The sequence below is a fragment of the Mycobacterium sp. genome (genome assembly GCF_032159765.1).
Taxonomy (GTDB): Bacteria; Actinomycetota; Actinomycetes; order Mycobacteriales; family Mycobacteriaceae; genus Mycobacterium.
This window is the reverse complement of sequence record NZ_JAVHWM010000002.1, coordinates 29,424-42,706: the sequence shown is the minus strand read 5'-3', so window position 1 is coordinate 42,706 and position 13,283 is coordinate 29,424. Positions and strand designations below refer to the sequence as shown.

Here is a 13,283-nt window from a genome sequence, read left to right as displayed (position 1 = left end):
CTGAGCACCGCCGATCTCGAGGTTGCGACTCCCGATCGCCCAACGATAAGCCCGTCCACGAGCCAACAACGGCGAAATTGACACCGAGGTAGCGGCGCCCGACCGCCCCGAATCTGCAGTGGAGCACTACTGAGCTCGCCGAAGCGAACACGAGCAACGATCACGTTGATGGGAGGCTTCAACATCCTCATCCCGCGATACGGCGGCACAATCGGCATCGCTGATGACAAACTGAGACACCGCGCCGCTACTGCCGCGATACGCCATCTGAGGAGCCAGAATGAATGGGAACCGCGCCATCCTGCGCTGGCTTGCCGAAACGCTCGGCGCCTACCTGGAAGTCCCGGCCGCCACGATCAGCCCCACCGTCCCGCTCGCCGAAATCGGCGTCGATTCGGTCCACGCGGTCAGCCTGGCCGGCGAGATCGAAGCGAAATACGACATCGACGTCGAGCCCACGTTGATCTTCGACTACCCCACCCTCGCCCAGATCGCCGAATTCATCAGCACCACGGCCGCCGAGCACGAGCCGGCATCCTGAACTCCACGACTGCGCACAGGATTCTTGAACTCTGCTTCAAGGCTCGCCGTCATCATGCATAGTGTTGCTGAAATCGGCCATCTGTCGAGCTACAGATCCAGCGAGCAGCAATTACGAACGGGAACATCGTGAAAACCCAAGCGGGGCAGAACGACTTCGTTGCGCAGCTGCGGGCGCAGCTCGAGAGCCATGGCGATTCCCGTAGCTTGACGTTCCTTGGGGAGTCTCGGCACCAACTCGTCGAGGATGCGAACAGCTTTCGCGACCTCGACCGTGCTGCGCGGGAGGTTGCCGGGTGGCTGAGCGCCCGGCCGGAGAGCAACCGACCGGTGCTGCTCCTGTTTGAACCGAGTGTCGATTTCTGGCGGGCCTTTCTCGGCTGCCTGTATGCCGGGGTTGCCGCGGTACCGGTACCGCTGCCAATGGACGACCGGAGCATGAAACGGGTCGCGGGGATACTTCGCGATACCGACGGCAACCTGGCCCTGACCACGACGAAGTTGCGTGCCCTCCTCGTGGCGGGCGTCAAAGGAGCCGGCCTGGCGAACGACATTCAGTTCGTCGCCACCGACGAGGGACCGCTCGCCGACGCCGACGCCTGGACGCAAAAGCCGATCGGACCAGACACCGTCGCGGTCCTTCAATACACGTCCGGCTCAACCGGCGATCCGAAGGGCGTCGTCGTCACCCACGGCAACTTGACGAGCAACATCACGGCGATCATCGAAGCCACTGAGACGAGCGACGAGTCGGTTGTCGTGACATGGGTCCCGCACTTCCACGACATGGGCCTCATCTCTGTATTGGTCGGGTTGTACTCCGGGGCGAACATCGTCGGGATGTCGCCCATCGCGTTTCTGAAACAGCCGATCCGTCTTCTCCAGGCGTTCAGCGACTATCGCGGCACCATCACTGGTGCACCGAACTTCGCCTACGACTTGATCGCTCGCCGCGTCACGCCCGAACAATTGGCAGGCCTCGATCTCTCCAGCTGGAAGGTCGCGATCAACGGCGCCGAGCCGGTCCGCCGTCGGACCATCGAGCGGATCACCGAGATGCTGGCACCGACCGGATTCGCGCCCTCGGTAATACGACCGGGGTACGGCCTGGCCGAGGCGACGCTGATGGCCACCTTCAGCGGAGGCATCCATCGCTATCTGGAGGCCGACGCCGACGCGTTCGCCCTCGACCGCTATCTACCTGCGACGGGCCGGGCGGTCAGCCTGGTGAGTTCCGGCGCCCCGGCGCCCGGATTCGAAGTCCGCATCGTGGATCCCGACACTTTCGACGTGCTGGCCGACGACCTGGTCGGCGAGATCTGGCTGCGCGGCGACAGCATTGCCCATGGCTACCACAACCGGCCAGAGCAGACGGCGGAAGACTTCCATGCTCACACCGCTGACGGCGCGGGGCCCTACCTGCGCACCGGCGACCTGGGAATGCTGCACGAGGGCGAGCTTTACGTCATTGGCCGCAGCAAGGACCTGCTGATCGTCAACGGCCGCAACCTGTACCCGCAAGACCTCGAAGAGTTCGTTCAAGAACTGCACCCCGCCGTGGCCGGCTCACGCGGCGTCGCGATCTCCGTCGACGTCAAGGACGTCGAGCGGATAGTCCTGATCCAGGCCATCAAGAGCCCGTTGCTGGGCGACACGAGCCACGAGGAGCTGGCCGCTGCCGTGAAGGGCGCACTCGCACGGAATTTCGGGATACCCGCGCCCAGTGTGGTGTTCGTCAATCGCGCCGGAATACACCTCACCACCAGCGGAAAGGTGCAACGATCGTCGATGCGGGCCGCGTTTTTGTCCGCCGCGCTGACCGATGTCGTCTATGCGAACGTCGATCCTGCGCTGACCTGAGACAGGTGGTGGCATATGTCCGAGATCGCCGTGGTCGGCCTGGACTGCCGGTTCCCGAAAGCCGACGATGCCGCGGCCCTGTGGAAGCTATTGCTCGACGGGGCCGACGGCGTCGACGAGATCTCCGCCGACCGATGGGACGCGGCCGACCTCCAGGAGGCCGGTTCGATCAACCATCGAAGCGGCGGGTTCATCTCCGACGCCGATGCTTTCGACAACGACTTCTTCGGCATCACCCCGCGCGAGGCCGCGGCGATGGATCCGCAACAACGGCTACTGCTGCAGACCGCCTGGCGCGCACTGGAGGACGCGACGCTCGACCCCCGCTCGCAGGCGGGCTCGGCCACTGGAGTGTTCGTGGGCGTGATGGCCAACGAGTGGGCCCACCTGCACATGCGCGACTACTCGACGATCACCGCGCAGGACGGTACCGGCAACGGCTACTTCATGACCGCAAACCGGCTCTCCTATCAACTCGACCTCAAAGGCCCCAGCCTTGCTGTGGACACCGCGTGTTCGTCGTCGCTGGTGGCGGTGCATCTTGCGGTGCAGGCACTGCGCAACGGCGAATGCGATCAAGCCATTGCTGCCGGCGTCAACCTCGCCCTGACCCCAGCGCTCAACGTCTTCTACACGAAGGCGGGCCTGGCCGCTCCCGACGGGCGATGCAAGCCGTTCAGCGGGTCGGCCGACGGAATCGGCCGCGGCGAAGGCGTTGCGGTGCTCATCCTGCGCCGGCTGGAGGACGCCGTCGCGGCGGGCTTGCCGATTTATGCGGTGATCAAAGGCAGCGCGGTCAACAGCGGCGGCCGCAGCAACGGCATCACCGCACCGAACCGCTGGGCGCAACAGCAGGTCGTCCAGATGGCATGCGAAGGCGCGGGGATTGGGCCCGAGCAAATCAGCTTTCTTGAGGCGCACGGCACCGGGACCCTGCTGGGGGACATGATCGAGTCGAAAGCGCTTGCTCACGTGCATCGTTCGCGTCGCGATCAGCCGTGTGCCATCGGGTCGATCAAAGGCAACCTCGGCCACACAGAGGGGGCGGCCGGTATCGCCGGCCTCATCAAGGTCGTGCTGAGCCTGCACCATCGACTGGTACCACCGTCCCGATTCGCCGACACGGAGAACGCGCAGTTGCGGATGCCAGAGGGCGGACTCCAGTTGCTCCGACTTCCAAAGGAATTGCCGACGGGGATCGTTCACGCTGGCGTCTCAAGTTTCGGCATCGGCGGCAGTAACTGCCACGTGGTCGTCGCCAGCGCCCCCGAGACAGCGGCCCCGTCAACGCCGCCGTCAGCGGCCGATGCCGGCGGCGTCGTTACGCTCTCGGCGGATTGCCCGGAAGGGCTTCGCCGCAATGCTATTCAGCTCGCAGACGACATCGAGAACAGCACTGCGCCGCTGAGCGAGCTGTGCTGGTCGACCAACCGCATCAAGTCGTCGGGCAAGGCGCGACTGGCGCTCGTGGTCGACGGCCGCGCAGAGGCTGTCACGGCGCTGCGCAGTGAACTCACCACCGGCACCGCGTCTTTAATGTCGACGGGCTGGTTGTTCAGCGGCCAAGGAACGCAGTCCCCTGGCATGGGTAACGCGCTTTATCAGGGCAGCGCCCTGTTTCGCGACGGCTTCGACGAAGTCGAGGCCGCGATGTTGCCCTACCTTGGCGTCAGACTCCGTGATGTCATGGGCGACGAGCGCGTCGACCAAACAGAGTTCGCTCAGCCGGCGATCTTCGCGGTCCAGTACGCGCAGGCGAAGGCGCTCCTTCAGCTTGGCGCCGAACCCGCTTGGCTGCTTGGGCACAGCATCGGCGAATATGCCGCCGCCGTCATTGCCGAGGTGCTGAGTTTGGCCGACGTTTGCCGCCTGGTGGTCGCCCGCGGCCGCCTCATGCAGCAGCTGCCCACCGGCGGCGCAATGCTTGCGGTCCTCGCGGGGGTCGACGATGTGGCCGGTTTCGGCCTGGATCTCGCCGCCGTGAACGGCACGAATGAACTTGTGCTCTCGGGCGAGACCGAGGGGATCGAGGCCGCCGCACGAAGCCTGGCCGGCGCCGGTTTCAAGGCGCGCCAACTCAATGTCTCCCACGCGTTCCATTCGAAGCTCATGGAACCGATGATCGACACGTTCGCGACCGAAGCCGCTGCGTGCACCTACCAACCGCCCGTGTTTCCGATCTTCTCGACCCTGCAGGGCCGAGTTCTCGGCGACGACGAAACGATGGACGCCAGCTACTGGACCCGCCACATTCGCTCAACGGTTCGGTTCGCCGACGCGGCAACCGCGGCGATCGAGGCGCAGCCCACGCACCTCGTCGAATTCGGACCCAAGCGCACGCTGGGGCCGATGATCACCCGATCACACCAGGACGCACCCCCTGCGTTGGCCGTCGCGAACGGGGTGACGGAAACCGTCGCCGCGCTCTACCTCGACGGGCTCGATCCGAAGTGGGAATTGTTGTACCCCAAACAATCCCGAGTGGCCCATCCGCTCACGGGCTATTCGTTCGGCACCACCAACCGCTTCTGGATCAGGGCGCAGGAGCAGGCGGCCACGGCGCCCACCGCGTCAACTTCGACAGCAGAAATCTCCGAGGAGTCAACCATGGACAACCTCATCTCATTGTTTCGCGAACAAACCGCAGTGCTCGCGGCGCACAACCAGAACACACCTGCCGCCATCGCGGCGGTCCAGGCTGCACCCCAGACGGCAGCCACTGTCGATACACCCGGCATCGTGCGCGCTGAGATCGCCAGGGTCAGTGGGTTTCCCGAGAATGCGTTGCGTGTGACTCAGACGATCTCCGGTGACCTCGGGTTCGACTCGATCATGGTGACCGATGTGTTCACTGGGATCACCCGCAAGATTCCCGGGGCAACCATCGATGCGACCCGATTCACTGCAACGACGACGATCGCCGACCTGATTGCGATGGCAGGCGGCCAGGTACAGGAGTCGGCAGCCGCCCCCGCGGCGCCACCTGCTGAAGCCCAAACCCGGATCGGCGAATTCGAAGAAGTGAAGGCGCTGAAGGACCGGATCGCCCTCGTGGAGGCCGCTGGCGTCGAGAACCCTTACTTTCTGGTGAACGATGGTGTCACCCGCGACACCTCGATCGTCAACGGCGTTGAGGTCATCAACTTCTCCAACTTCAACTATCTGGGAATGTCGGGTCACCCGGCGGTGGCCGATGCGGTGTCGGAAGCGGTTCGCCGGTGGGGCAGTTCGTGCTCGGCTTCGCGACTGCTGGCCGGCGACAAGCCAATTCACCGTGACCTAGAGCGTGAGCTGGCGACTTTCCTCGGCACCGATGACGCCATTGTGTTTCCCAGCGGCCACGCAACAAACGTCACCGTGATCGGGCATCTGCTCGGCGAGGGTGACCTGGTGATCCACGACAGCATTGCGCACGACAGCATCATGCAGGGCTGCGAGCTGTCCGCCGCAATGAGCCGAGCGTTCCCGCACAACGATCACGCCGCGCTTGACGAGCTCCTGACAGCGATCCGTCACCAGTACCGTCGTGTGCTGATCGCGATCGAAGGTGTCTACAGCCAGGACGGCGACATTCCCGATCTTCCAGCCTTCATCGAAGTCAAGCGCAAACACGGTGCCATGCTGATGATCGATGAGGCGCACAGCATCGGCGTGCTCGGCCAGACCGGAGCAGGCGTCGGAGAGCACTTCCCGGTCAATCGCGCCGACGTCGAACTGTGGGCAGGCACTGTATCGAAGGCACTGGCCGGCTGCGGCGGTTACGTTGCGGGAAGCGCTGAACTCATCGAATTCCTCAAGTACACAACACCTGGATTCGTTTTCGGTACAGGCATCGCACCCCCGGTAGCCGCCGCGTCGCTTGCAGCGCTTCGCACCCTGCGCGCCGAGCCGGAGCACCTGGCACGGCTGCGCGACCGCTCGACCTTGTTGTTGACGCTGGCCCGCGAGGCGGGCCTCGACACCGGCGACAGCGAAGGCACCCCCATCATCCCGGTCATCGTCGGCAACTCGATAACGGCATTGAAGCTTTCCAACGCCTTACTGCGCCGAGGGATTTACGTCAACCCGATCCTGTACCCCGCCGTGCCGGAGGACCGCGCGAGGCTGCGCTTCTTTGTCACCAGCTGCCATTCGGAGGACCAGATCCGCTACACCATGAAGGCGTTGATCGAGGAACTGGCCTTGCTGTCCAAGGGCGCGTAAAGCGTTGCGGTTGTTCTGCTTTCATCACGCCGGGGGCAGCCCGGCGATGTTCAAGTCCTGGCAGTGGGCTCTTGGCCCGCGCGTCGACGTCGTCCCCGTCGAGATTGCCAACCGCCAACGCTTTGCGACACTGGGAGAGCTCGTCGACGAAGGCGAGCGTCAGCTGAGACCACAACTGGACGGCCGATATGCGTTGTTCGGCCACAGTTTTGGTGCCCTCGTGGCATACCGGATGGCTTGCGTGCGAGCGGAAGCGAAGTCGGTTCTTCCGCGCGCCTTGTTGCTTTCCTCATGTGCGCCCCCGCACCTCCCACCGCCGGTCCCCAGCGTCGAACACCTCGACAACGAACAGCTGGCCCGGCTGTTATCCGATCTGGGAGGGTTGCCGCCGGAGCTGACGCAGTGGCCCGCGCTACGTGACACCGCGCTCGACGCGGCGCGAGTTGACTTGCGGCTCTGCATGACCGATGACGACGTCGGGGACGTGGCGTTACCCTGTCCGATCCATGTGTTCGGCGGGCGGGACGACCCGCTCGTCAGCGAATCCGACCTCTCTGAGTGGCGGTCCCGCACATCAGGGCATTTCGCCGAGCACGTGCTCGACGGGGACCACTTCTACCTCACGCACGAGCCGAAGCTCTTCGCCACTCTGCGGCCGGTGCTGGCCGCACTCATGGTCCGGTAGGCTGCTACGCGCCTTTGCCGCCCTTCGCGTGCTTGCCGCCAACTCGGTTGCCCGTGAGACGGCGCTCACGAATAGCCTTCGAGAGGATTGGCTGCGATCCGCCCGGCGGCATCGTTCGCGACTGATGCAGCAGCCGCGCTGTCTGGCTTGCGCTTCGACTGATCGACAAAGCACGCGAGGAACTCCGAGCCAAAGCCCTGACGGGGATAGCGGGCGAGCACCTCTGCCCTTGTCTCCGGCGGGAATTCCTCCGGTCGTCGTCCGACTACCTCCCAACTCGTGGCGACCTGCAGAATGTGGGATTCGGGGTCGACGGCTGCGGTCACATCCTCGCGCATGTGCAGCACGATGATCTCCGTCGCCCTGGCCGCGCGTTCGGCTGGCCAACCGGCCGCGACGCCGAAGACCCAGGCTAGGTCACCGCCCGCCTCCTCGAAGGCCAGCGTGTGACTGTCGAAGGCTGCGGTGAGCCCGATGTCGTGCAGAAGCGCCGACACGTAGTACAGCTCGTCGTCGAAGGCGATCTCTTGTGCGGCAGCGTATTTCGCGCCCCACAGGTAGGAGCGGACACAATGGTTCAGTAGCGCAGGCGAGTAAAAGCGGGTTGCCACCGAGAGTGCGGCCGTGGCAGCGGGAGTGTGCGGAAACATATCGTAACTTTCCCACGCCGGCGTCCTCTAACTCTTGTGTCGTTGGATCCGTTGTCCGCCCGCGCCAGGTGAGGTAGTCGACTACCCGTGTGGATTCGAGAACTGGTTGTTAGATGTATGTATACGCAAACCTCGGCGAACGGGAGGTCAGCCGCGATGAATCAGCCATGGACGGTGGAGGTTTGGAATCGGACATGCACTTTTGGGCACCGCGCGACTCTTTGGCCTGATACCGTCGGAGGCGTCGTAATAGTCGACCTGAGGCGGCCCAGTGATGCCCACCGATAAGCCCACTCAACAAGGTCGAACACCCAGGCTCGACAATCCGCCAATACGGCCGCTGAAGGCGTTTGCCTTCGATCCGAGCCAGGGTCGACTCCTCGGGAACCAGATGTCCATGTCGATCCGGTATCAGGAACTCGATCCTGGCCCCGTCGTGCGTGACCCGATGGCGCGCGACGGGATTGCGGTAGTCGACTATGACGCGACGAATCGCGTGTATTACCAACCGGTGGATCTCGACGATCCGCGGATCCTGATCCGCGGCGGCCTAGACCCGAATGAGTCAAATCCACAGTTTCATCAACAGATGGTGTACGCCGTCGCCACCGACACCATTCAACATTTCGAGAATGCACTTGGCAGGCGCATCCATTGGCGCAGAACCGAACCCAAACCCGGTGAGCCGAACCAGGAAAACATCTTCACCCTGAACATCTACCCCCACGCAATGTTGGCGGCCAACGCCTTCTACAGCCCCCGGGCCCATGGTGTGCTGTTCGGCTACTTCAAGGCCGACAAAGACAATCCGGGACACAACCTGCCCGGACAGACGGTGTTCACCTGCCTGTCGCACGACATCATCGTGCACGAAATGACCCACGCGATCATCGACGGCATTCGAGGCTATTTCATGGAGCAGACCAACCCCGACGTCGCCGCGTTCCACGAGGCCTTCGCCGACATCGTCGCGCTGTTCCGCCACTTCTCACACACAGAAGTTCTTCTCGATGCGATCCAGCGAACCGGCGGTGCATTATTCGAGGCGCAACTCGCCGCCGCTGCCCCGCTCACACCCGGCACGACTCCGTCGATCGGCGCACAGATCGCGGGGCGAAATCCGCTCGTCGACCTGGCGCTCCAGTTCGGCGAAGCCACCGGGCGGGGGAAAGGACTGCGCTCCGCACTGGAGACGCCGCCGAACTCGGACGACATCCGTACCAAGTTCGAGCCACACGATCGGGGCTCGATTCTGGTTTCGGCGATCTTCGACGCCTTTTTCACCACGTATGTGCGGGAAACCACTGACCTATTCCGGATCTACCGCAGCGGGGGCGGTGGCGCGTCAGATGTGTTGCCGGATGCGCTAACTCGCCTGCTCGCAGCGAAAGCAAGTGCCACCGCCGAGATCTTCTTCAAGGTGTGCGTCCGTGCGCTGGACTACTGCCCGCCCGTAGACATCACCTTTGGTGACTTCCTACGCGCGGTGATCACATCGGACTTCGACCTGCACCCCGACGACTCCGCCGGTCTGCGCGATGCGTTCATGCAAGCGTTTCGGGTACGCGGGATCGTGCCCGAAGGGTCGGCCTTCTTCTCCGACGTCGCGATCGCCTGGCCCGCCGCGAAAGACCTTCCCTTCGTCGAGGGTCTCGTATTCGGCGATCCCAATGGCCTAACCGGCAAGCAACAGACAGCGTGCAAGCACGTGCTGCAGGAGTATTTCGACGATACGAAGCACCGCAGACTCCTCGGACTCGCCCCCGACGTCGCGATCACGATTCCGTCGTTCCATCCGGTATTCCGCATCAATCAGGACGGCAGCCTGCGCACCGACATGGTGGTCGAGGTCATCCAGGCGGTGCAGGCTCTGTTCGACCCCGCCAACCCGGAACTTGGGTCGTTTCCGATGCGCGGTGGCGCGACCATCATCATCACGAAGCCACCGCGTACCGACGTGCGCCGCCGCGAGTCCGGCAAGGAACGCATTGACTACGGCGTGGTCGCTTTCGTGATCGCGAAGCACTTGCACGGTGACATCGGCGCGAAGCGCCAAGCGCGGCAGCGGGCGCACTTCGAGCGGCTCGGGCTGGTGACGGGCAATGATCCTGATCGATTCCAGATCAACTTCGCGATCACTCACGGGGGGTTCTGACAATGGTGACGAAGATCGCTGCGAAGAAGGCGGCGGGCGCGGCGCCTACATCTCTACGAATTCGCATGTATAGGGTCGGTTTTGGCGATTTCTTCTTGATCACCGTGCCGACCGTAACCGGCCCGCAGCATATTCTCGTCGACTGTGGGGTCACCTCGGGTCACACGGGCAAGGGTGACATCAAGACGATCAAGACCGCGGTCAGTCATATGGCCAAAGAGACCGGCTCGAAACTCGCGCTGATCATCGTCACCCACCGCCATAAGGATCATATCGGTGGATTCAGCCGCTGCCCTGCCGAGTTCTTGAAGTTCGACGTGGGCGCAATCTGGATGCCGGTCTGGGAAAACGAGTTCGAAAAAGAGGTAGCCCAGTTTCAGGCCGATCTGGAGAACCTTGCGTTCGGCCTGCAGGCCGTCGCGCTCGCAGGTGACCGCGACGAGCACACTGACGAGATCCTCGCGATCGTCGAAAACGCGACAGGCAAGTCATCCAAGGATGGTCCCCGAGCAGGCTCGAATGCGGCGGCGCTGGACTTGTTGAAGAACAAACTGGGGGTCGAACCGCAGTACCTGGCCGAAGGCGATAAACCGAAAATGCCAGCGGGCCTTAGCAAGGCGGGCCTGACGGCACAGATCCTCGGGCCGCCCCCGGTCACCGAGCGGGATTTCCTGGAGCTCATGGACCTGAAGAAGGGTGTCGGCCAGTACCTGGCCGCGGTCGAAGGCGACGGTGGTGGCGGACGCCTGACACCGTTCGGACCGGAGTACGAGGTCGCGGCTTCTGCCTACCCCCCGAGCGCATTTCGTGAATGGGCACCGCGTGAAAAGCTGGGCGGGTTACCCGATTTCACGAAGCGTTACCCAAGCCAACTTGAAGAGGGCCTAAAGAACTCGATGCCCGCAGCGATGGCGGCGGCAGCCTCCGATCTCGACGACATGCTCAACAATCAGAGCCTCGTGGTGCTGTTCGGCTGGAAGGGTAAGACGCTGCTCTTTGCGGGTGACGCTCAAGGCGGGAACTGGGAGTACTGGTTGTACGACGAGGGGGTGCCTGCACCGGATCCGACCACACTGACTATGACGAAGGGCAGCAAGAAGATTCTCGCTGAGATCGACTTCTACAAGGTCGGGCACCACGGCAGTACAAACGCCACTCCGATCCCCGTGGTTGACGCCTTGGGCTCGAACTTCGTGTCTATGTGTTCCGTCCAGGAGGACACCTTCGGTAACAAAGACAACGAGTCCGAAGTGCCCCGCGAACGGCTGATTGATGCACTAGCCAAAAAGAGCGCGCTGGTCCGGAGCGACCAATTTGCAGTGTCGGAGGGTGGTGTTGAGGTGAAGCCGGCGGTGCCTGGGAAGCTGCCCAAGCCCAAGGCGGGCAGGTTCGAAGTCGGTTCCTGCTTCGTCGACTATTTCCTGTGATGGCCAAGACGCCGCCAATTCGCACGGTCGCGCCGACGGCTAAAGGGGATGAGATCGATGCCGGCTCGCCCCTTCCACACCGTCCTCCCGAACCGCTGGGTATCCCGGCTCCACAGCCAAAGTTCCGTCCCCTCAAGGTGTATGCCTTCGGGCCGAGCCGGGGAGGCGACCGAGGCAACATTCAGACGCTTGCGGTCCCGTACGAGAAACTGGCGCCGGGGCCGGTCGGGGCTCGCATCGCGGTGGTCGACTACGACACATCGAACCGATGCTTCTACGATCCCGTCGACCTTGATGATCCGTTGATCGCAATGAACGCCGGCCTGGATCCCAGCGAATCGGATCCGAAATTCCATCAGCAGATGGTTTACGCCGTGGTCAGTGAGACGTTGCACCGCATCGAAGTTGCGCTCGGTCGGACTCTTCGCCGACGCGGGCCCCACGGTCCCGAACCTCTCACGTTGACGGTGTACCCGCACTACGGCGTCATGGCCAACGCGGCGCCGGAGGGAAACCGGATAAAGCTGGGCTACTACCAGGCCCCACCCGCCGCAACCAACCGAATCCTCCCGGGCCAGACTGTATTCAGCTGTCTAGATCAAGATTCCGTGAGCCATACGTGCGCACAAACTGTCATCTCTGCAGTGCGGCCCGACCTCGACACCGACGGCCACGGCTTTCAAGCGGGCCTGAGTCTTGCGATTGGCGATTTCACTGCGCTGCTATTCCATTTTCGCAACCGGGAGCTCGTCTTCGACACGATCCAACGGACCGCGGGGGTGATCTACCAGTCGCAGCTTGTGACCCACGCGGCCGGAGACAAACCACGGATCTCCGCGGAGCTCACCTCCGACAACCCGCTGCTCACACTGAGCCCTGAGTTCGGCGACGCGTTCGGTCGCCATGGTGGCCTACGCAACGCTCTGATGCAGCAGGATGCCCCCGCCGGCGTGCCGGCTACCGACCCATATTTGCGCGCGGGGCGTGTCGTCGCCGCGATCTTTGACGCCATGTTCTCCGTCTACCAGCGTCACACTGCCGATTTGTTTCGCATCCATCGCGCCGGCGGTGGCCGCATTGACAGTGACGACCTGCCCGAGCCACTCGCGCTCCGGCTCTGCGATGAGGTCGACCGCATCGCCACGCGGTTCTTTCAGATGTGCTGGCGGGCGCTCGACTACTGCCCGCCCATCTCCACGACGATCGATGACTTCCTGCGCGCGTGCATTACGGCCGACTACGACTATTCCCCTGATGACCCGTGGGATCTGCGCGACGCGTTGACGCAGGCATTCCGCATCCGAGGCATCGTGCCAAAGGGCGTCGCGTTCTTCTCCGAGGACACCCTCCGCTGGCCTACCGCCGAGCCTGATGAGTGGAAGCGGTCGGCACTGGACCCCGGGCGCCTACAGGCGGATCCGGATGCGGAGATTCGTGCGTTCGTCGACGACAACAAGGCCGCTCTCGGGGCGTCGGCCGAGGCCGAGGTGACGATCTACCCGCTGGAGGCGTCGCGCATAGTGTCGGAGGCCGACGTCCCCCAACTCACTTGGACGACCCAGGTTTTGACAAGCGACACGAACGGCCGAACGCTGGTGTTCGACGATTCAGGCCGACTCAAGTACGCCATTCCGTCGAGCCCCCTACCCGCGCTCGACCCCGGCTAGAGAGGCGTCACGTCTCTGGTCCGTCCTCCAAAAAGGACCGACGCTTCGTCGCAGCGATGAGTCTGCCTGCGCCCGCCGGTCTACCTTGCGACAAAG

At 63.5% G+C, this 13,283-nt stretch carries 8 protein-coding genes; 7 read left to right on the top strand and 1 reads right to left on the bottom strand.

The genetic code is table 11. The features are described from left to right. Positions 1-280: 280 nt before the first annotated feature. The 4 genes from QOH60_RS00310 (at position 281) to QOH60_RS00295 (ending at position 7,288) form a co-directional block, all read left to right on the top strand. A complete protein-coding gene (locus QOH60_RS00310) occupies positions 281-541 on the top strand; it encodes an acyl carrier protein (RefSeq protein WP_526415894.1) in 261 nt (86 codons plus the stop codon). A gap of 128 nt (positions 542-669) precedes the next feature. Further along, positions 670-2,400 carry a fatty acyl-AMP ligase gene (locus QOH60_RS00305; RefSeq protein ID WP_526415892.1) on the top strand — a complete coding sequence of 577 codons (1,731 nt, stop codon included), beginning with the start codon at positions 670-672 and terminating at the stop codon, positions 2,398-2,400. Between the two features lie 15 nt (positions 2,401-2,415). Beyond that, on the top strand, positions 2,416-6,603 hold the full coding sequence (locus tag QOH60_RS00300) for a type I polyketide synthase (protein WP_526415890.1): 4,188 nt from the start codon (positions 2,416-2,418) through the stop codon (positions 6,601-6,603). 4 nt (positions 6,604-6,607) lie between these two features. Continuing rightward, positions 6,608-7,288, top strand: a complete 681-nt coding sequence (locus QOH60_RS00295) for a thioesterase II family protein (RefSeq protein ID WP_526415888.1) — start codon at positions 6,608-6,610, stop codon at positions 7,286-7,288. A gap of 65 nt (positions 7,289-7,353) precedes the next feature. On the opposite strand, the gene QOH60_RS00290 is transcribed toward QOH60_RS00295, so the two are convergent. Then, a complete protein-coding gene (locus QOH60_RS00290; RefSeq protein WP_526415886.1) occupies positions 7,354-7,938 on the bottom strand; it encodes an HD domain-containing protein in 585 nt (194 codons plus the stop codon). Positions 7,939-8,335: 397 nt separating this feature from the next. Between QOH60_RS00290 and QOH60_RS00285 the strand changes: the two genes are divergently transcribed. Genes QOH60_RS00285 through QOH60_RS00275 form a run of 3 tightly spaced genes read left to right on the top strand, consistent with a single transcriptional unit; the run spans position 8,336 to position 13,187 of the window. Next, on the top strand, positions 8,336-10,093 hold the full coding sequence (locus QOH60_RS00285) for a hypothetical protein (RefSeq protein ID WP_526415884.1): 1,758 nt from the start codon (positions 8,336-8,338) through the stop codon (positions 10,091-10,093). A 2-nt stretch (positions 10,094-10,095) separates the two neighbouring features. Further along, a complete protein-coding gene (locus tag QOH60_RS00280; protein WP_526415882.1) occupies positions 10,096-11,520 on the top strand; it encodes a ComEC/Rec2 family competence protein in 1,425 nt (474 codons plus the stop codon). Continuing rightward, entirely contained in the window at positions 11,520-13,187 is a 1,668-nt protein-coding gene (locus tag QOH60_RS00275; RefSeq protein WP_526415880.1) for a gluzincin family metallopeptidase, read from the top strand. The genes QOH60_RS00280 and QOH60_RS00275 overlap by 1 nt, the downstream gene beginning before the upstream one ends. The last annotated feature ends 96 nt before the right edge of the window (positions 13,188-13,283 follow it).